At 53.5% G+C, this 20,876-nt stretch carries 16 protein-coding genes, 1 other RNA gene and 1 pseudogene; 7 read left to right on the top strand and 11 right to left on the bottom strand.

Translation table 11 applies throughout. The annotated features are described in order from the left end of the window. Window positions 1–12: 12 nt before the first annotated feature. The 7 genes and pseudogenes from sufB to EGY08_RS27560 form a co-directional block, all read right to left on the bottom strand. Complete coding sequence (gene sufB, locus EGY08_RS27590; protein ID WP_004119173.1) at window positions 13–1,500, bottom strand: Fe-S cluster assembly protein SufB; 1,488 nt, start codon at window positions 1,498–1,500, stop codon at window positions 13–15. A 2-nt stretch (window positions 1,501–1,502) separates the two neighbouring features. After that, window positions 1,503–1,880 carry a Fe-S cluster assembly scaffold SufA gene (gene sufA / locus EGY08_RS27585; RefSeq protein ID WP_004119171.1) on the bottom strand — a complete coding sequence of 126 codons (378 nt, stop codon included), beginning with the start codon at window positions 1,878–1,880 and terminating at the stop codon, window positions 1,503–1,505. A 442-nt stretch (window positions 1,881–2,322) separates the two neighbouring features. After that, on the bottom strand, window positions 2,323–2,835 hold the full coding sequence (locus EGY08_RS27580; RefSeq protein ID WP_123829216.1) for a fimbrial protein: 513 nt from the start codon (window positions 2,833–2,835) through the stop codon (window positions 2,323–2,325). An 11-nt stretch (window positions 2,836–2,846) separates the two neighbouring features. Then, window positions 2,847–3,794: pseudogene (locus EGY08_RS27575) on the bottom strand (fimbrial protein). A gap of 2 nt (window positions 3,795–3,796) precedes the next feature. Beyond that, on the bottom strand, window positions 3,797–6,340 hold the full coding sequence (locus EGY08_RS27570) for a fimbria/pilus outer membrane usher protein (RefSeq protein WP_123829215.1): 2,544 nt from the start codon (window positions 6,338–6,340) through the stop codon (window positions 3,797–3,799). 44 nt (window positions 6,341–6,384) lie between these two features. Beyond that, complete coding sequence (locus tag EGY08_RS27565) at window positions 6,385–7,062, bottom strand: molecular chaperone (protein WP_112166907.1); 678 nt, start codon at window positions 7,060–7,062, stop codon at window positions 6,385–6,387. A 58-nt stretch (window positions 7,063–7,120) separates the two neighbouring features. Further along, entirely contained in the window at window positions 7,121–7,651 is a 531-nt protein-coding gene (locus EGY08_RS27560) for a fimbrial protein (RefSeq protein WP_049114198.1), read from the bottom strand. Window positions 7,652–8,083: 432 nt separating this feature from the next. Here EGY08_RS27560 and EGY08_RS27555 point away from each other — a divergent pair, with 432 nt between their 5' ends. After that, on the top strand, window positions 8,084–8,743 hold the full coding sequence (locus EGY08_RS27555) for a winged helix-turn-helix transcriptional regulator (RefSeq protein ID WP_004119148.1): 660 nt from the start codon (window positions 8,084–8,086) through the stop codon (window positions 8,741–8,743). 78 nt (window positions 8,744–8,821) lie between these two features. Beyond that, a complete protein-coding gene (locus EGY08_RS27550) occupies window positions 8,822–9,451 on the top strand; it encodes a helix-turn-helix domain-containing protein (RefSeq protein WP_004119146.1) in 630 nt (209 codons plus the stop codon). A gap of 531 nt (window positions 9,452–9,982) precedes the next feature. On the opposite strand, the gene EGY08_RS27545 is transcribed toward EGY08_RS27550, so the two are convergent. The 3 genes from EGY08_RS27545 to EGY08_RS27535 all read right to left on the bottom strand — a co-directional run bounded on the left by EGY08_RS27545 (window position 9,983) and on the right by EGY08_RS27535 (window position 14,032). Beyond that, entirely contained in the window at window positions 9,983–10,231 is a 249-nt protein-coding gene (locus EGY08_RS27545; RefSeq protein WP_004102935.1) for a GlsB/YeaQ/YmgE family stress response membrane protein, read from the bottom strand. 337 nt (window positions 10,232–10,568) lie between these two features. Further along, window positions 10,569–10,979, bottom strand: a complete 411-nt coding sequence (gene menI, locus EGY08_RS27540; protein WP_049114196.1) for a 1,4-dihydroxy-2-naphthoyl-CoA hydrolase — start codon at window positions 10,977–10,979, stop codon at window positions 10,569–10,571. Beyond that, window positions 10,976–14,032: an FAD-binding and (Fe-S)-binding domain-containing protein gene (locus EGY08_RS27535; protein ID WP_087828235.1), complete on the bottom strand. Its 3,057-nt coding sequence runs from the start codon at window positions 14,030–14,032 to the stop codon at window positions 10,976–10,978. Before EGY08_RS27535 ends, menI begins: the two co-directional genes overlap by 4 nt. A 203-nt stretch (window positions 14,033–14,235) precedes the next feature. Between EGY08_RS27535 and ydiK the strand changes: the two genes are divergently transcribed. Further along, the gene (gene ydiK / locus EGY08_RS27530; protein WP_004119143.1) at window positions 14,236–15,357 is read left to right on the top strand and encodes an AI-2E family transporter YdiK; all 1,122 of its coding nucleotides are present in this window, start codon (window positions 14,236–14,238) and stop codon (window positions 15,355–15,357) included. Between the two features lie 212 nt (window positions 15,358–15,569). Then, window positions 15,570–15,677: antisense sRNA RprA (rprA, locus tag EGY08_RS27525), an RNA gene on the top strand. An 81-nt stretch (window positions 15,678–15,758) separates the two neighbouring features. Here rprA and ppsA read toward each other — a convergent pair. Next, window positions 15,759–18,137 carry a phosphoenolpyruvate synthase gene (gene ppsA / locus EGY08_RS27520; RefSeq protein ID WP_049114193.1) on the bottom strand — a complete coding sequence of 793 codons (2,379 nt, stop codon included), beginning with the start codon at window positions 18,135–18,137 and terminating at the stop codon, window positions 15,759–15,761. Between the two features lie 342 nt (window positions 18,138–18,479). Here ppsA and EGY08_RS27515 point away from each other — a divergent pair, with 342 nt between their 5' ends. From EGY08_RS27515 to hemP, 3 genes are all read left to right on the top strand, one after another. Then, the gene (locus EGY08_RS27515) at window positions 18,480–19,313 is read left to right on the top strand and encodes a pyruvate, water dikinase regulatory protein (RefSeq protein WP_004119141.1); all 834 of its coding nucleotides are present in this window, start codon (window positions 18,480–18,482) and stop codon (window positions 19,311–19,313) included. Between the two features lie 154 nt (window positions 19,314–19,467). Continuing rightward, window positions 19,468–20,514, top strand: coding sequence for a 3-deoxy-7-phosphoheptulonate synthase AroH (gene aroH / locus EGY08_RS27510; protein WP_004119140.1), 1,047 nt, complete (start codon window positions 19,468–19,470; stop codon window positions 20,512–20,514). A 165-nt stretch (window positions 20,515–20,679) separates the two neighbouring features. Beyond that, window positions 20,680–20,859 carry a hemin uptake protein HemP gene (gene hemP / locus EGY08_RS27505; protein WP_176690148.1) on the top strand — a complete coding sequence of 60 codons (180 nt, stop codon included), beginning with the start codon at window positions 20,680–20,682 and terminating at the stop codon, window positions 20,857–20,859. The last annotated feature ends 17 nt before the right edge of the window (window positions 20,860–20,876 follow it).

Here is a 20,876-nt window from a genome sequence, read left to right as displayed (position 1 = left end):
TTTCCTTTGTTATCAGCCGACGCTGTGTTCAAGACTAATCGCCAGTAATTTCTGCGCTTCCACGGCAAACTCCAGCGGCAGCTCTGAGAAAACGTCCTTACAAAAACCATTGACGATCATCGAAATCGCATCATCCTCGCTGATGCCGCGCTGCAGGCAGTAAAACAGTTGGTCTTCGCCGATCCGCGACGTGGTCGCTTCATGCTCCAGCTGCGCGCTGTTGTTACGGCATTCCACATAAGGGAAGGTATGCGCCCCGCTGTCCGGACCAATCAGCATCGAATCACACTGGGTGAAGTTGCGCGCGTTGGTTGCTGTGGGCATGATTTTGACCAGCCCGCGATAGCTGTTCTGGCTGTGGCCGGCAGAAATCCCCTTCGAGATAATCGTCGAGCGGGTGTTTTTACCGATATGGATCATCTTGGTCCCCGTGTCCGCCTGCTGATGACCGCTGGTCAGCGCCACCGAGAAGAACTCGCCGATGGAGTTATCCCCGCGCAGAATACAGCTTGGATATTTCCAGGTGATCGCCGAGCCGGTTTCCGACTGGGTCCACGACATTTTGCTGTTCACACCCTCGCACAGCGCGCGCTTAGTGACGAAGTTAAGGATCCCGCCGGTGTTGTTATCGCCGGGGAACCAGTTTTGCACCGTGGAGTACTTCACCTCGGCGTCCTTATGAATAATGACTTCAACCACCGCCGCATGCAGCTGGTAGCTATCGCGTACCGGCGCCGAACAGCCTTCAATGTAGCTCACGTAGCTGCCCTCATCGGCGATCAGTATCGTGCGCTCGAACTGGCCGGTTTTTTCCGCGTTGATGCGGAAATAGGTCGACAGTTCCATCGGGCAGCGTACGCCTTTGGGGACATAGATGAAGGTCCCGTCTGAGGCCACCGCCGCGTTGAGGGCGGCGAAGAAGTTGTCGTTACCCGGCACCACGGTACCGAGGTATTTCTGCACCAGCTCCGGGTGATCGTGGATCGCTTCGCCGAACGAACAGAAGATAATCCCCTGCTCCGCCAGCTTTTCGCGATAGGTCGTGGCGACGGAAACCGAGTCAAAAATGGCGTCGACGGCCACTTCCCGCCCCTCGCGCACCGGCACGCCGAGGAGATTGAACGCCTCTTCAACTTCATTGGTCAAAAACGCGCTGGAGCCCGTCTGCTGCAAAGCGCCAGGCTCAGAGGCGCAGGCGTCATCGCAGTTGCCGCAGGAGGGCGCCGAGTAATAGCTGTAATCCTGATAGTTCAGCTTGTCGTAGTGCGCCTTCAGCCAGTGCGGCTCTTCCATCGTCTGCCAGGCCTTAAACGCGTTCAGACGAAATTCCAGCATCCATTCTGGCTCATTGCGGCGCGCGGAAATCGCCCTGACCACCTCTTCGTTTATGCCTTTCGCCAGCTCATCGGTCTGCAGCTGCGTGAAAAAGCCTTCTTTATAGTTGAGTGGCCCGCCGCTCCAGGTTTTGACATCGTCGGTTGCTTCAGTATTACGAGACATAGTTACTCCGCCTGAACGCCAAAACTTTCGCCGCAGCCGCATTCGTGCTGGGCTTTGGGATTATGGAATTTGAAGATTTGATTTAAGCCTTCGCGAACGTAATCGAGTTCGGTGCCATCGATAAACGGCATGGCCTGTAGCGGCGCCCATAACTTCGCGCCGTCGCGCTCAAAGAGCAGGTCGTCTTTCGCCGGTTCGGCGATTAATTCGAGAACGTAGCCAAAACCCGCGCAGCCGCTGGTTTTAACCCCCAGGCGCAGCCCCTGCATATCCGGCTGTTTGCGGACCAGATCGCGAATATGGGCGGCGGCGGCTGGAGTCATGACCAGTCCACGCCAGCTAAAATCTTCGGGATTGAAAGTTCCTGCATGTGAATTCATCGCTCTACCTCATAGGTTGACGCCATCGGGACATACCGCTATGTTAGTGATAATGATTATCACTTCAACCCATCCGGAGAAGGGGTATTCCCCTATCAGGCTCTTTTTATAAGCATAGACCCTGACAGGAGAGATATCGGAGATGCGACAAATTGTTCAATACATTGATTAATAATGTATTTTATGGATTGGGAGGCAGATGTTGCTGGAAAATTAAAATATGCATCGAAAATACCTATTTTTGAGATAGATTTTTTGCCTTGCATATAACCCGCCGCGGAAGGCAATAGACTGACCGACGCCTATTACGGGTAAAAGAGAGGGATCTTTACCGGCTATGAGGCAAACAAGGCCTGACTCACGACGGAAATAGTACGACGCAGCGTTACCATGATTTCATAAAGAAATATGCAACCGGCGTCGCGCTGAAACGGTTGCCCATTTAATTGTACTGTAGTGTCATGACGACAACGGCACTCACGCTTCCGGGCGTCGCTCCTCCTGACATAGATTTTACCGAGGCCTGCATGGCGAGGGTAGCGGTTCCGTCTGCCGCGATGTTGCCCATAATACTTGAACCCGTCCCTTTAAGCGCGCCGCTGCCCGCTTCGCTCATCGTGACCGCCACGTTTGATGCGGTACCGCTATTCATATAATAGCCAGGGCCGGCAACCGGATCCGGGATTCCGCTAAAGGAGGCCGTTACGTTGCGTGTTCCCGCCGGGCAGTTGGTAAACCGCAAATTAAAGGCCACAGGGTCGGATGATGACCCCGGAGTAACCATATTTTTTGCCTGAATATCGCCAAGATTGACATCGAGGTTGCTATTTCCACCATTAAATATACAGGGCGATGCAACAATATTTCCCGTAACGCCTACGCTCACGCTGTCGGCAGCAAAAGTTTTCCAGCACAGAAAAGCCAGAAGAAGCATTTTTTTGTGGTGTATTTTCATTTTTTCACCTGTTACTGGTACGTCAAATTAAGCGTGGCGGTTGCATTTGCCGAGCCCGACTCAACGGACGTTAAGGTCTGATAATAACGGGCCGTCAACGGCAGCGTTTCTTGCCCGCCCGATGACCGTTTTAATAACAGCGGGCTATTGATGGCCAACGGCGCGCCGTTATATAAAAGCTGGACTCCGACACCTTTCGCGGTACCGGCACTGCCCTGCCCCGTTAATGCCATTACGCTGGTATTGGCGCTATCCGGATTTTGTACGCCGCTCAGCGAAACGGTGATATTGGTATCGGCGTTGCAGCTTAACCCCAGATTTTGCGTATTCTGCGCGCCTGCGGGCGTGGTGCCTACCGTCGAGCCGAACGTTGATGCTGAAATATCGCCAATCGGGAAGGTCAGCTGAGGCGTAGTAATACTGCAGGCCAGCGCGTTGATTGTCCCATCGGTCAGCGTTGCGGTCAGGCCATCACGGTAGACGCCGTCGCTGCCCTGTAGCATCACAACTCCGATCGTTCCCGGCGTTAATGCGCCCGATGATACCCGGCCGGTGACCACCAGCTGCATGTTGCCCCCGTACCAGTCGACATATGAGGTCTGTGCGTTATAGGAGAATGTATTACTCGGGTTTTCAAAATAAGCGTTTGATGAAAAACGAATACCAATACCGCTAATATTAGTGTTTTAAACGTGATTACCGTAGCTGCTCAGCGTCGCATTATTATATCTCATGCTGAAACCCAGCATGATTGGGTTAGTACAACCTGAAAGGTAAGAGCCCGTAAATGTCCCGCCTGCCGAATAAATAACGGTCCCGACCGGTGCATCACGCGGTACGGTAATCGTTCCTACAGACAGCGTGGAGAGCTGCGGGGTAATTGTCGTGCAGGTTCCGGCACGCGCGTTATTCCAACCGGCCATTAAGCCGAGCAAAATAATAGAATAAATCAATCTCATTTTTAACGTTCCTGATGGCAACTGGCGCTAACCTCGGTTATTCCAGCGTAGGTTGGTTGTTTCGGCAGGCTGAAATCAGCACGGCACTGTTGGCTGGACTGGCGGCCCCATGTTGCGACTATCGCCCCTTGCTCGGGCATTCCGCTTAAAAATACCTGCCCACGATCGCCGACGATAAAGCTGCTTTTATTACCATCTGCAAATGTCACCACGGCGCCAAACGGCACAAAGTGGTTATTGTCTGTTAAGGTCATGAGTACCCGGCGCCCCACTTTTGCAAGGTAATCGGCCCTCACCACCGCGCCTCGCGTCGGTATGACCGTATCGGTGTTGATCTCCAGCTCGACATCATCAGGCATATTTTGCGGGTCGAGCGTCAGGTCGTTTTTTCGGTAGACGGAAATATTGCTGACTACCGTATATCCCCTGTAGTCGGTGCGCGAGCCGGGTTGATTGCGAATATTCACGCCGTGCGCCCCCGGAGCTTTGATTAAGACGTTGGTTTCACCGAGCGGTTGAGAAAGCGTAATGCCGTCGGCATGGGCGATAACGCCTCCTTGCAGGCCATAATTAAGCCGCTCGCTATTTCTGTCGTAGCTATAGCCCGCCGTCACTTCACCGTACGTGGCTTTATAGTCACCATTCATATTGCCGATGTAACCCACGCCATTCGTACCGTGACCCTGCTGGACGTTCCAGTTCAGCGAGTTATTTTCCAGCGCGACGCCGTTAATGCCGATATTGTGCGTCGTTCCGTTATTCTTGCTGGCGTTCATGCCATAGCTTGCCCACGTTTGCGGGAGGAATTTCTCCAGCGGCACGCTGACGTTAAACGCCAGTTGCTGGTCATGGTCGCTGTTTGTCGCGCGCCCGCCGTCGTATAACGCAGCGCTGCCATTTTTGCTGTATGTCCAGGTCACACCGTAGCTAATATTGTGCCAGTAGTTGTTATATCCAACGCTCCAGGAAGCCATCGACCTGGCAGAATTCCAGTAGTCTTCCCGCGCCGCGCTGAGGGTAAGCGACCCCAACTCACGACTCAGCGTCTGGCTCATCGTCAGCTCAGCGCGGTTGCGCCTGCGGTCCTGCAGCGCGCTGCTATCGCCATAGGAATCCAGGACTTCCTGCATCCCGTAATAGCCGCTGGTCGAATAGCGGTAGCCCGCAATGGAAAAGTTAGTCCCCGTCTCGGCGAAGTTTTTGCTGTAACGCGCTCGCCAGGATTGGCCCTGTGATTTTTCCGTTTTATCCGGCGTTGACCAACCCTGGGTAACGTCGGCGGAGATAGCGCCTAACGCCCCCATATTTTTGCCTACGCCAAAAGCAAGCGACTGGTATTTGCTTGACTCTTGCAGGCCGCCATAGAGGGTAATGCCGTGCTGCAGACCATAAATTGCGGTGGCTTGCCCGAAAGGGGTCTTATCCACGCTGCTGTTATAGGAGCGATATTGCCCACCGGTGATGGCGTATTTTAAGCGGCCTTCCCGCTGCAATACTGGCAGCGAGGCATAGGGCAGCGTGAAGTGCTGTTCGCTGCCATCGGCTTCTTTAATCGTCACGTCGAGGTCGCCCGCGCCGCCGGTGGGATACATATCCCTAATCTCAAACGCCCCCGGCGCAACGTAACTTTGGTAGATCTGATAGCCGTTCTGGCGCACCACGACCTGCGCATTGGTTCGGGCGATGCCGCGCACCACGGGCGCATAGCCCTTAAGAGAATCCGGTAACATATCGTCATCTGACGCCAGTTGGCCGCCGCGAAACGGCATACTGTCAAACACATCGGCAGGCGCGGAGCTGTCTCCAACGGTAAGCTGACCTTTCAGCGGAATAATGGCGCGCTGCGCGTAGGTATAAACGGTATCCCATTTATCCTGGCCGGAGGACTCCCGTGACCAGGTGGTATAGTTGCGAAAACGCCACGGCCCGATATTGATTCCCGGACGCAGGTTCGCATACTGGCTGTCGCTGCTAGCGCCCTGGCCCGTTTTCGCCCGAGCGTTCGCCCCGCTCAGGCTGTAATTGAGCAATGCCGCAGTAATGCCCTCATCCCACATTTCCGCCGGCACATAGCCCCTTGCCGGCAGGTCGATCGCTGCCTGGGGAATGCTGATAACCAGTCGCTGGGCGCCAAACTGAAAATCGGCGCTGGCCTGCGGAATCGCCTGGAGATTGGCGCAATCACTTTTTTCTACCACCAGTTGCGGAAAAAGATCGGTTTTCACGCCCCATTGTTTTAAGAGTTCAATGCTCAGACAGGGTTGTAATGCTTCATTACCGTCAGCGGTCTTTGCCATCGCAAAAGAAATATCCCGGGTGTCCATTAGCTGGTCATCAAGAATAATATCCACGTGGTATTTTCCCGGCGCCTGGGAGCCAGACTCGAAAGCAGATAAATCCGCTTTGCCCACCCCCGGGTTATCCAGTTCTACCAGCGCCGTATTAAACGAATCACTTGCATAAAGCTCATGTGGAATACCGGTAAACGCTAAGGCGATAAGAGTCGCCAAACGCGCAGGTCGCAATTTATTATTTTTTATTGTCATCGCTATTAACCTATTTAACGCGGGACGGGCCATTTGTTCAGGGGTTACAAATTGGCTTGATGTGATGCTCCGGGGCTACCATAGTCATTAATGATTTTAAATGTCAGGGCATTGCCGGAGGCCCCGTCCGGCAAGCGGAATCGGGCTGTCGAAGCAGGCAAAACATACGACACCTGCGCCAGCGTTTTCCCGCCCACGCTAATTTCATTGAAGTTAATGACGTAAGGCGTCGGGTTATTCACCTGAATTTCATTGCCGCTTCTTTGCCAGGTGAGCTTATTCGCCTGCTCTTCCGGCGTTGATCCACGAAGAGTGACGGGCCGGTAAATCAGTTTGATACGCGTTTTTACGGCAATTTGCAGGGAGTTCATCTGCTTTGATGCCGAGGGAATCGCTTTAATATTCATCCAGAATAAGCTTTCTTGCGTTTGAGGCAGCGAACCTGTCGCGACAATTCGTTCAATATTCTTTTGTCCGCTATCGAGGCGGTACAGCGGAGGCGTAATAATAAAAGGCGTTTTACCAGCCCCTCCTTCTTGCTCATCTATCCATGATTGAATTAAATAAGGCGTCGCGTCGGGATTATTAACGCTGATGGAGGCTTCTTTTTTCGCACCATCGAAAATAATCCGCGTGCCGCCAATAATTACCCCGGCAGTGGCGGTTGCCTGTACCAGCGTAAACATTGTTATCGCCAGGCCAATTCTTCTGATAAAACGCATTTAATACCTCTTAAAACAAAGGGGCCGGGCCGGCCCCCTACTGATTACTGCAAAAGACTTAGTTGTAAACTACGGAGAAATTCGCGACCGAGTTAGCTGGGCCGGCAACCACCGTCGCAGTGGTCGACACATACTGAGCATAGAAATTCAGCGTATTATCAGCGGTGCTGCTGAGTGGGTAGGAGTAACCGTTGCTGCCGTGCAGAGGCAGATCGGCTTTATCCGCCGTCATCAGATTAATCGCGACACCGGTGGCGGCGCCAGCGACCGACGAGTCAATGGCCAGCAGGTTGGAATTGCTTAAATCAGGAGTTCCATCGAAACGCACTTTGGCATTCACAACGGTTACCGGACAGTTTTTCAGAATAATATCGAATTTCGTCGCGGCGGTTCGCGAACCAGCCGCTGGAAATTCAGTTTTATAATAATCGCCTAAAACAACCACCTGGTTCTGAGACGCCACATCGACGTCGCAAGCGGAATCCAAAATATTGCCATTAAAATTAACGGTACCCGCTGCTGCGAAAGCATGAGTCATAGATAATGCAGAACCTGCTGCAAGCATAGCAATAACAATTGTCTTTTTCATAACGCCATATCCTGTTTTACTTTATTGACATTCAGGCAAAACACTTAATGTCCGTATTTTACCATTGCTTTAATATGTTGCCGGGAATCAATGGTAAATAAGCCACCACTGAAACGCTTTATTCAAACCGGATTACCCCTGCCGACGAGACAAAATTTATACAACTATTTTTCAGCACACAATCTATTTCGTGGTCTAAATGTAGACTCGAAATTAACAAAAATAGAACAATTAAATTCAGAAATTCCTTAATCTAAAACGTCCCGGTCTACTTTTGGACTAAAAAATGAATACAATAAAATCAATCACTTAAAATGAAAATTACGTTAAGTCTATTAATAGACCTGGCGCGAACGTTCCCTGGAATGATGTTTTTTAAGATAATTCCCAACATCGATCAAAAAACGATCGCATAAGTTAGTGAGGTATCTTATGAATACGCGAATTATTCCTGAACTCTACAATGAGCCTGCAGAGGTGTTGAGTATAAAACCCTTTAAGCATATTGAAAGATTAATCGATAATACCCTGCCATATGCCGAGAGGCGAATTGTATCAAAGGGCGATATCGTCCATTATTATGATAATGACGTTCGGCAGTGTTTTTTACTTATTCAGGGCAGCGTGGCTCTGCATCGTCGCGGAGACGGTATTGTTTTAAACTCAGAGTCATCGCCATTTCTTCTCGGCGTATGTAGCCAGTTTTCCTCTGAACGTCTGTATGTCAGGGTACTGGAAACGTCGGAAATAGCGGCAGTTTCTCTGGAAACATTCAATCACGTAGTGGCACAAAAGAACTTATGGGAGCATTTTTCAAAGCTGCTGATCTATACCGCATCAAGAGTTTATGAACACTGCGCCCAGATATCGCAAATGTCAGCCTATGATATCATCCGTTTTCAACTCGTTGAATTAATGCAAGAGCCCGAAGCTATCCGGCAAAATATCACCGCGGCGGCCTATATCAAAAGTCGAACCTATCTTTCCCGCAGCGGCGTTATGCGTATCCTGGCAGAGCTACGAACGGGTAAATACATTACTATGGAGCGCGGAGTGCTGATTGACATCCACCATCTGCCGCGAAAGTACTGACGGTTAATGTATCTATGGGGTGGCAAGAGAGAGGCGCGAGGTTATAATAAGTTCGATCTCCTTCAGGATGTTCTGACTATGTCATCGGCAAATCAATCCTTCCGCGGCTCCCCTTATGCACAGGAATTTATTTCTCATTTGCAGCCTTACAGCACGACGTACAAAGCGGGACGTGGCGAGCAGTTTGACCTCCAGGTTAACGGTCAGGGGATGTGCTATCTCCTGCTGGAGGGGACAATTGCGTTCTACAGGAGGAATGACGGCATGATGCTTACCACCGCGCGCAGCCCGGCCATTTTCGGCCTTGCGAACATGACGGATATCTATTTCAACGATTATTTTAAAACCGTCACGCCGTGCCTGATAGGCGTACTCACGACCCGTCGCGTCGAGGAAATCATTAAAGAGAAGGCGCTATGGGGACTGCTTTCTAAACAACTGATGTTTGTCTATAACCGCCTCTATCATAACGTCATGCCTCAGGGCGTGCCAACGGCGTATGAAATGATTCGCCAGCAGTTGATCAAGTTAATGGAGGAAGAGGAGGGTTATCGCTACAGCGTGACGGCTGAAAAATATATCAGAGAGAAAACCCGGCTTTCCCGCAGCGGTGTAATGCGCATTCTGGCCGCTCTGAAAACCGGCGGCTTCATCGAAATGGAAGAGGGAAAACTGATAAAAATCAACAAGCTTCCTGCTAAATACTGATTAACAGGATTGAGCTTGCGCTCTTCTCTCAATCCGGTCGCCACACCCAATACATTCATGCAACGAATTCTATTCGTTTTCATTATAAGTATTGTCGTTTCACAGAAATAAAGATTTATTCACTGCTGGCTGGCTCATGTAGAATGCGCTGCTAAATTTCCTTCATCTTTTAACGCAATGTCGCAACGGCGACCGTTCGGGAACCTGTGTAGTACTGAATTATGGAAATAGAAACAGATGTCATGTCGATGTGTATGGTCGTATTGTTAATTATTAGCGTTTTGCTCGATTAACCTCTTCCCTCGAAAAATCCGTGAGCCTCGCCGTCGCCGGACAGATCTTTATGTTGATGAAGAAACTGGCCCTTGCCGACGTCGTGCCAGCCCCGCTGTCCGGGCCGACGAGCGCATATTGGGTCAAAGATTCAGAGAGGCGATATTGCCCGGACAGGCATTGCCAGGATATTAAAAAAGGCTGCCGACAATGGCGGCAGCCTCTTCACTTTATGGCATAGCTAAAACGTAGCGCGAATTAGCTCCTGATCTTCCTGTAGATAAACAGGACCACCAGCGCGCCAATCACCGCTACGACAAAGCTGCCGAAATTAAAACCATCTACACGACCAAAGCCGAAGAAAGTACTAATCCACCCCCCGACAACTGCACCGATGACACCGAGAATTACGGTAACGATAAATCCGCCGCCGTCTTTCCCCGGCATAATCCACTTGGCTAAAATACCGGCAATAAGGCCAAAAATGATCCATGAAATGATACCCATAGCTAACTCCATCCTCTCGTTACTTGTAAATCTCTGGTATATAAAAGATTAGCATAATTAATAGTGATGTTTGAAAAATTTATATTTGATATTTATATACTTGCCACCCGAGAGATAATGGTCTACACCTTGCGAGGGTGGCTGCCTAATAAGCGGCAAGCGTAAGCATCGCGCTGCGGGCAATTAAAACTTGCGCGGAACGGAGATATACCAGGAATTTTCGTATGAATGGGTGAAGTGGCAATGGAATGAGGCTTAGCAAAAACGCCCGGGTGTTGCGATGATAGTGGTTCAGGCGATACAAAAGCAGTAAGGGGGGAATCCCCCCTTTGTTAATTTAGATCACGGCAGTGGTTAGCCGTGACGAACAGCAAAGGCGCCCCTGTTCATCAGAGATTTCGATTTGCCACACCTGGTGACGGGCGCCAACGTGCAGCGCCCGGCACACGCCGCGAACCCTTCCGCTGCGCACCGAACGAATGTGGTTGGCGTTCACCTCCAGCCCCACCACCTTCTGCTCACCTTCGCTGCACAGATAGCCCGCGACCGAACCTAACGTTTCCGCTAAAACCACCGACGCGCCGCCGTGTAGCAGGCCAAACGGCTGATGGGTGCGGCTATCTACCGGCATCGTGGCGATGATGGCGTCGTCGGTTATCGCCTCGAAGCGGATATCCAGCAGACCGACCATATTCCCCTCGCCCATCGCGTTCAGCTGTTCCAGGGTGCTGTGACGTTTCCAAATCATCCCATAATCTCCAGTAGCGCCTGCAGCGGATGGCGCACGCCACTGCCTTCAATACGCTTCACCTGGCTACGACAGGAGTAACCGGTGACCAGGCAGCGATTGCGCGGCAAGCGCTCCATCGCCTGCTGCCACGAGAGCGCGTAGATGGCCAGCGAGTTGGCGTGGTTCTTCACTTCATGACCGTAGGTCCCGGCCATGCCGCAGCAGCCCACGTTAACGTTTTCCAGCTTCGCGCCAAAGCGGGCAAAGATATCCGCCCACTGCCGGGTGGCCGCGGGAAGCGCCGTCACCTCGGTACAGTGGCCAAACAGATACCACGATTCGCCGCCTTTATCTTGAGCTGCGGTTTCCGACAGCACCTGCGGCAGCCACTCGTGCACCAGCATGACGCGGAAATCGCCGCGCTTCTCGCCGAGGACCTGGTTATATTCATCGCGGTAGCAAAGCACCAGCGCCGGATCGACCCCCACCATCGGCATGCCGAGCTCGGCCACCCGGTTAAGGAAATCGGCGGTTTTCTGCGCGGTGCGCGCGAATCGCGTCAGGAAGCCCTTAATATGCTGCGCCTTACCGTTTGGTGAAAACGGCAGCAGTACCGGCTGGTAGCCGACCTTCTCAACCAGGCGAACAAAATCGGCAACCACCTGCGCATCGTAATAGCTGGTAAACGGATCCTGAACCACCAGCACCATTTTCCCTTTCTGCTCTGCGCTCAGCGCTTCCAGCTGCTCCAGCGTGGTGTTCGCCGAACGGTGGCCGACCATCTGCTGCTTCAGCGACGGCACGGAGAGCAGCGGGAGATCGACCATACCGATATGCTTTTCCGACAGCTTGCGCATCCACGGTTGGTTAATAAAGAAGTTAAAGGTCTTCGGCGCATGCGCCATCAGCGGCGCGTAGGATTCAACCGTCGCCACCAAATGGTCGCGGACCGGGCGCAAATAGCGGCTATGGTAAAGCTGGAGGAAACGCGAACGGAACTCCGGGACGTCAATTTTAATCGGGCATTGGGTCGAGCAGGCTTTACAAGCCAGACAGCCGGACATCGCCTCCTTAACCTCATGCGAGAAATCGTACTCTCCTTTCCGAGCGTGCCAGCTATTGCGGGTACGTTCCACCAGGGTACGCAGGCTGGCACGCTTTTCCGGCAGATCTTTTTCCAGCTGATTGGGGTCAATACCGCGGTCCGCCAGCAGCCGCAGCCATTCGCGCACCAGCGTAGCCCGGCCTTTCGGCGAGTGAATACGGTGATTGCTAACCTTCATCGACGGACACATCGGGCTTTTAGCATCAAAGTTGAAGCACAGGCCGTTGCCGTTACACTCCATCGCCCCGCGCCATGAGCTGCGCACGGCGATAGGGATCTGCCGATCGAATGTACCGCGCTTAACCGCATCCACCTTCATCATCGGCGCGTCAACGCCTTCAGGCGGGCAGATCTTACCCGGGTTCAGGCGGTTATCCGGGTCAAAGGCGGCTTTAATCTTGCGCAACTCGCCAAATAACGCTTCGCCAAAGAACGCCGGACTATATTCGGCGCGGAAGCCTTTCCCGTGTTCCCCCCACAGCAGGCCGCCATACTTAGCGGTTAACGCCACAACGTCATCGGAAATGCGCTTCATCAGCATCTCCTGCTGCGGATCGCACATATCCAGCGCCGGACGCACGTGCAGTACGCCGGCATCCACATGGCCAAACATGCCGTAGCTCAGCCCGTGGCCGTCGAGCAGCGCGCGAAATTCTGCAATATAGTCAGCCAGATGCTCCGGCGGCACGCAGGTGTCTTCGGCGAACGGTATCGGCTTGGCGGCCCCTTTGGCATTACCCAGCAGGCCGACCGCTTTTTTACGCATCGCGTAGATGCGCTCCACGCCGTCGAGATCGTGACAAACCTGCCAGCCGATGACGCCCGCTTCATTGCGCGACATCAGCTCATCCAGACGCTGGCATAGCCCCGTCACCTGGCTATCAATCAGCTCGACGTCGTCACCGGCGAATTCGACGATATTCAGCCCCAGCATCTCTTTATCCGCCACGTCGGTAATGAGCTCGCTGACCGAATGCCACACGATATCTTCCCGCGCCAGATTAAGCACTTTCGAGTCGACGGTTTCGACCGAGAGCGCCCTGGCTTCAACCATAAACGGCGCGTTACGCAGCGCGGAATTAAAGGAGTCGTACTTCACGTTGACCAGTCGACGCACTTTCGGCAAACGGGTGATATCCAGCCGCGCTTCGGTGATAAACGCCAGCGTCCCTTCGGAACCGGTCAGGATGCGGGTGAGATCGAATTCGCTCATCTCGTCATTAAAGACGTGGCGCAGATCGTAGCCCGTGAGGAAGCGGTTAAGTTTGGGGAATTTATCGATAACCAGTTGGCGCTGCGCTTTGCAGCGCTGATAGACGGTGCGGTAAATACGCCCGATTGCCGACTGCTGGGCGCTTAGCGTTTCCGCCAGCGCTACCGGAATCGGCTGCGTATCAAGAATATCGCCGCCGATCAGCACCGAGCGCACCCCCAGCACGTGGTCGGACGTTTTGCCGTAGACCAGAGAGCCCTGCCCGGAAGCATCGGTGTTGATCATCCCGCCAAGCGTGGCGCGGTTGCTGGTTGACAACTCCGGCGCAAAAAAGTAGCCGTACGGCTTAAGGAATTGATTCAGCTGGTCTTTAATGACCCCGGCTTCCACCCGCACCCACCCTTCTTCCGGGTTGATTTCTATAATGCGGTTCATATAGCGGGACATATCGACGATAATCCCGGCGTTCAGCGCCTGGCCGTTGGTGCCGGTACCGCCCCCGCGCGGGGTAAAGATCAGTGATTTAAAACGTTCTTCCGCCGCCAGCCTGGCCAGCAGAGCCACGTCCGCCGTGGAACGAGGGAATATAATCGCATCCGGCAACAGTTGATAGACACTGTTATCAGTCGCCATCGTTAGCCTGTCGGCATAGCTGGTGGCGGTATCCCCGGTAAAACCTTGTTGCTCCAGTACCTGCAAAAAATTCAGCACCAGTTGAACGACACCTGGCGCTTGAGAAATCTGTGGGATCATGACGCTCGACCCTGCCTGACTATGTTGTGTTGTAAGTGATTAAACGTTTGCGTAGTGCCCTCAACTTTTTATCACATTTTTTTCATATGCGCCCGCCAGAATTAAGGGCAAAATCAGGCGCGCGAACATATTGATATTATTATCAGTACATGGAATTACGCTGCGTCAGCCTTTTGACGCGACTGCAAAGGTAAAACTTCACTATGATTAACCCCAATCAGCCCCGGGACATACCGCAAGTTCTGCTGTCGGTGCTGTTTTTGTCCCTGATTATTATTTCCTGTCTGTGGGTCGTGCAGCCATTTATCCTGTCATTCGCCTGGGCCGGTACCGTGGTTATCGCCACCTGGCCGGTACTGTTGCGCCTGCAGCGCCTGCTTTTCGGCAAGCGCGCCCTGGCGGTGCTGGTGATGACGCTACTGCTCTTTTTGCTGTTCGTTATCCCTATTGCGCTGCTGGTCAACAGCCTGGTCGATAACAGCACGCCATTAATAAAAGTGATTACCAGCGGCAACTTTACGCCGCCGGATCTGGCGTGGCTAAATAGTGTTCCGCTAATCGGCGATAAACTGTATACCGGCTGGCATAACTTACTGGAGATGGGGGGAACGGCGATTATGGTCAAAATTCGCCCCTATCTTGGCACCACCACCACGTGGTTTGTCGGCCAGGCGGCGCATATTGGCAAGCTGCTGGTCTATTGCGGACTGATGTTGCTGTTCAGCGCCCTGCTGTACTGGCGCGGCGAACAGGTCGCCTATGGCTTCCGTCACTTTGCCACACGCCTGGCGTCCAAACGCGGCGACGCGGCGGTGATCCTCGCCGGACAGGCGATTCGCGCTGTGGCGCTTGGGGTGGTCGTTACCGCGCTGGCCCAGGCGGTGCTTGGCGGTATTGGCCTTGCGGTCAGCGGCGTGCCCTACGCCGCGCTGCTCACCGTGGTGATGATCTTCACCTGCCTCGTCCAGCTGGGACCCCTGCTGGTCCTGGTACCGTCAATTATCTGGCTTTACTGGAGCGGCGATACCACCTGGGGCACCGTGCTGCTGGTCTGGAGCTGCGTCGTCGGCACCATGGATAACTTTATTCGTCCGCTGCTGATTCGCATGGGCGCCGACCTGCCGATGATTCTGATCCTTTCCGGCGTTATCGGCGGCCTGGTGGCGTTCGGCATGATAGGACTGTTTATCGGTCCGGTACTGCTTGCGGTCTCCTGGCGGCTGTATGATGCGTGGGTTAACGAAGCGCCGCCGCCGCCGAAAGACCCCGATCTGGTGCTTGAAGAACTGAGCGAGCTGAATACGCGAGCCTCGCAGGATAAGTAAGCAAAAGGCGGGGAAACCCGCCTTTCCCCATTACGCCCCTGATTACCGTCGGGCGGGACAATCTAAAATATTAAGAAAGACTAATCTATCTCTCACCACATCCCGCATTTCTCTGCCTGCTAACCCTATTTGCTGTACAGATTCTTTACCGTAATTTAACTATTGAGAGGAATCCGATCGACGCAAAAAGCCTCAGTGCCTAGTATTAGCTCACGGTTATAAATCAACATATTGATTTATAAGCATGGAAATCCCCTGAGTGAAACAACGAATTGCTGTGTGTAGTCTTTGCCCATCTCCCACGATGGGCTTTTTTTTGTCCGTAAGCCTGTCGGCTAAAAACAAAAAATCCCCGCCACTGCTGGCGGGGATGGTCTTTTGAGCGAGAATCCGGCGCAAACTTACTTATTCAATTCCGCCAGTCCGAGCCAGGTTTGCACGACCGTATCCGGGTTCAGGGACAGGCTATCGATCCCCTCTTCCATCAGCCAGGCGGCAAAATCTTCGTGGTCAGACGGACCCTGCCCACAGATACCGACATATTTGCCCTGTTTCTTCGCCGCGCGAATGGCCATCGACAGCAGCGCTTTCACCGCGTCGTTACGCTCATCGAACAGTTCTGAGACTACGCCGGAGTCACGGTCCAGGCCCAGCGCCAGCTGCGTCATATCGTTAGAACCGATAGAGAAGCCGTCGAAGTATTCGAGGAACTGTTCAGCCAGCAGCGCATTCGATGGGATTTCACACATCATAATCAGCTTCAGGCCGTTTTCGCCGCGCTTGAGGCCCTGGCGTTCCAGCTCATCAACCACCGCTTTTGCCTGCGCGACGGTACGGACAAACGGCACCATGATTTCGACGTTGGTCAGCCCCATGTCGTTACGCACCCGTTTAACCGCTTCACACTCCAGCGCGAAGCAGTCGCGGAAGCTTTCGGACACATAGCGACCGGCGCCGCGGAAGCCCAGCATCGGGTTCTCTTCTTCCGGCTCATAACGTTCGCCACCGACCAGATTGGCGTATTCGTTAGATTTAAAATCGGAAAGACGCACAATCACTCGTTTCGGGAAGAATGCCGCGCCCAGCGTCGAGATCCCTTCCGTCAGGCGACCGACGTAGAACTCTCTCGGCGAGTCGTAGCCTTTCATCAGCTCGCGGATTTCGTTCTGCAAACCCGGCTCCTGATCGTCGAACTCCAGCAGCGCGCGCGGGTGGACGCCGATCATACGGTTGATGATGAACTCCAGACGCGCCAGGCCTACGCCTTCGTTTGGCAGGCAGGCAAAGTCAAAGGCGCGGTCCGGGTTACCGACGTTCATCATGATTTTCAGCGGCAGATCCGGCATCTCGCCAACGCTGGAGCTCTTCACGCTGAAGTCGAGGATTTCGGCATACACGTAGCCGGTATCACCTTCCGCGCAGGAGACGGTCACGTTCTGGTTTTCCTGGATGCGATCGGTGGCGTTGCCGCAGCCAACTACCGCCGGGATCCCCAGCTCACGCGCGATAATCGCCGCATGACAGGTACGCCCGCCGCGGTTGGTGACGATCGCCGCCGCTTTTTTCATGATCGGTTCCCAGTCCGGGTCGGTCATGTCGGTCACCAGCACGTCGCCGGGCTCGATGCGGTTCATTTCGCTGATATCGTGAATGACCTTTACCGGACCCGCGCCGATACGATGGCCGATAGCGCGCCCTTCCGAAATAATCTGCCCTTGTGCATGGAGGGTATAACGCTCCATGACCTGGCCGCGCGAACGAACGGTTTCCGGACGGGCCTGCACGATAAATAGCTTGCCGGTGTGACCATCCTTCGCCCACTCGATATCCATCGGGCGGTTGTAGTGTTTTTCGATTTGTAGCGCCTGCTGCGCCAGCTCCTGCACTTCCGCATCGGTCAACGAGAAAACGTCGCGCTGCGCCTGCGGCACGTCTTCGATACGCACCTGCTTACCGTGCTCCTGGGTAGGGGCGTAAACCATGCGGATCTTTTTCGACCCCATGGTGCGGCGGACAATGGCCGGACGGCCCGCTTCCAGCGTCGGTTTATGGACGTAGAACTCATCGGGGTTCACCGCCCCCTGCACCACCATTTCGCCGAGCCCCCAGGCGGAGGTGATAAACACCACCTGGTCAAAACCGGATTCGGTATCGATAGAGAACATCACGCCGGACGAGGCCAGATCGGAACGGACCATCCTTTGCACCCCGGCGGAGAGCGCCACCCCGCGATGATCGTATCCCTGATGCACACGGTAGGAAATGGCGCGATCGTTAAACAGCGAAGCAAATACGTGCTTCACCGCGACGAGCACGGCGTCAAAGCCCTGCACGTTAAGGAATGTCTCTTGCTGACCGGCGAAGGAGGCATCTGGCATATCTTCCGCCGTCGCCGAGGAGCGAACGGCAAAAGAGGCCTCAGCGTCATCGGCGGAGAGCTGGGTATAGGCATCACGAATCGCATTTTCCAGTTCGCTCTGGAACGGCGTATCGATGATCCACTGACGGATCTGTGCGCCCGCTTTCGCTAATGCGGAAACGTCGTCAATGTCGGTTTCATCCAGCAGTTCATAAATGCGCTGGTTAACACCGCTTTGGTCCAAAAACTGATTAAAGGCATCAGCGGTGGTGGCAAACCCGTTCGGTACGGAAACGCCCATACCAGACAGATTTGTAATCATTTCACCAAGGGAGGCATTTTTGCCCCCAACCCTGTCTACATCATTCATGCCGAGTTGGTTATACCAAAGCACCAGCGGTGACGAGCCATTGTTGGACATCGAGACAATCCTTTTGTGATTTAATACCAGTGATAAATAATTCACGATCGACTACGAGATTTATCCTGACATATTTATCCAGCTGAAAGAAACGGTGAATCGTTCAAGCAAATTATTTTTTCGTTTTTAGGATTCTTTGCCAGATATAGCTAAGCTAATGATTCTTCAGAAATCTGATGAAATTTGATACAAAAGATACGCAGTTGCGAAAAATGAACTCACCTTTTCATTAAAAATAAAAATAGCGTTTCATTTTTTAAATATGAGACAAAGCCTGGAGCGTTATGCTTAAATTTAATATCTGCTTTCAGACAATTAAACTCATTATACCGGATGGTCAAAATGGAAAGTGCTGTAGATCGCCACGTCTTTTATATTTCCGACGGTACCGCTATTACGGCGGAAGTTCTGGGTCATGCGGTCATGTCGCAATTCCCGGTCGCCACCAGCAGCGTAACCCTGCCGTTTGTCGAAAATATCAGCCGCGCGCGCGCCGTGAAGGAGCAAATAGACGCGATTTTCCAGCAGACCGGTATTCGACCGCTGGTGTTCTACTCCATCGTGCTGCCGGAAATCCGCGACATCATCATACAAAGTGAAGGCTTTTGTCAGGATATCGTTCAGGCGCTGGTGGCCCCTCTGCAGCAGGAATTGCGCCTTGACCCGACGCCAATCGCTCACCGAACCCACGGCCTGACGCCGGGCAACCTCAATAAATACGACGCGCGCATCGCCGCTATCGATTATACCCTTGCCCACGATGACGGCATTTCGCTGCGCAACCTCGATCAAGCTCAGGTGATCCTACTCGGCGTTTCGCGCTGCGGGAAAACCCCCACCAGTCTGTACCTGGCGATGCAGTACGGTATCCGCGCCGCCAACTACCCGTTTATCGCCGATGATATGGACAATCTGATTCTTCCGGCCTCCCTCAAGCCGCTACAGCACAAGCTCTTCGGCTTAACGATCAATCCGGAGCGCCTGGCGGCTATCCGTGAAGAGCGACGGGAAAACAGCCGCTATGCTTCTATGCGTCAGTGCCGAATGGAAGTGACCGAAGTTGAAGCGCTTTACCGCAAAAACAAGATACCTTGCCTGAACAGTACCAACTATTCCGTAGAAGAGATCGCCACCAAAATCATGGATATTATGGGGTTGAGCCGCAGAATGTACTAACACACTAGTACATTATTAAAAATTTGTTTATGCTATCACCCGTGGCCTATACAGGATCATGCCCTGCTCTTGCAATAAGCGGGGATTGGTTTATCGTGATGCGCATCACTTCCCGGCATTTTCGCCGCGGAAGAAACAGATTTTTGAGACCCCAATGAATAAAACAGACGAATTGCGTACCGCGCGCATTGAAAGCCTGGTAACGCCCGCGGAACTGGCTCAGCGGCATCCTGTGTCTGCCGAAGTTGCAGCTCACGTCTCCGCTTCGCGCCGCCGCATCGAGAGAATTCTCAACGGTGAGGACCGCCGCCTGCTGGTGGTGATAGGTCCGTGCTCCATCCACGACATTGATGCGGCGATGGAGTATGCGCGCCGCCTGCAGGGCATGCGCGAACGTTACCAGCCGCAGCTGGAAATCGTGATGCGCACCTATTTTGAGAAGCCGCGCACGGTGGTCGGCTGGAAGGGGCTGATCTCCGACCCCGACCTCAACGGCAGCTATCGGGTGAATCACGGCCTCGAGCTGGCGCGTAGCCTGCTGCTGCAGGTCAATGAACTGGGCGTACCGACCGCCACCGAGTTTCTCGATATGGTGACCGGGCAGTTTATTGCCGACTTGATAAGCTGGGGCGCAATCGGCGCACGTACGACCGAGAGCCAAATCCACCGCGAAATGGCCTCTGCGCTCTCTTGCCCGGTAGGCTTTAAGAACGGTACCGATGGCAATACCCGTATCGCCGTAGACGCTATCCGCGCTTCCCGCGCCAGCCACATGTTCCTGTCACCGGATAAGCAGGGGCAAATGACGATCTACCAGACCAGCGGTAATCCTTACGGCCATATCATTATGCGCGGCGGCAAAAAACCGAATTACCACGCTGCCGATATCGCCGCAGCAGGGCAAGCGCTGGCTGAGTTCGACCTACCGGAACAGCTGGTGGTGGATTTTAGCCACGGCAATTGCCAGAAACAGCACCGCCGTCAGCTGGAGGTGTGCGCCGATATCTGCCAGCAGATCCGCGCTGGCTCGACCGCTATCGCCGGGATCATGGCCGAGAGCTTCCTTCAGGAAGGCACGCAGAAGGTGGTCGCCGGCCAGCCGCTGGCCTGGGGGCAGTCGATTACCGATCCCTGCCTGAACTGGGACGATAGCGAACGGCTGCTGGGTGAATTAGCCGCCGCCACCGCCACCCGCCTGTAGTTCCCCTTCCCCGCCGTCTCCGCGGCGGGGTTATTTCCTTCCCTCGTCCGCTCGCTCACCGGCTAAATCGGCTATTTCGATAAATAATGCTTGCCGTGAAAAACAACATTATTGATAATGATTATCATTGTTACCTTTATTTTTATTTTTAGTGCTATGACGCGTATGGATAACACTGCCACAGCAGAAAAAACTAAAGACAATGCCCTGCATCCTGTTCCGACCGACAGAGAGATAAGCAGTCGCACATTATTAGGCACCGAGGGACGAGTGGTGATTGAACACGACGGTCAGCGCTATCTGCTGCGCCAGACCCATTCGGGTAAGTTGATCCTGACCAAATAATTATCCCCGCCGATTAA

Source organism: Klebsiella sp. FDAARGOS_511, assembly GCF_003812845.1.
GTDB classification, from domain to species: domain Bacteria; phylum Pseudomonadota; class Gammaproteobacteria; order Enterobacterales; family Enterobacteriaceae; genus Klebsiella; species Klebsiella grimontii.
This window is presented reverse-complemented; position numbering and strand designations above follow the sequence as displayed.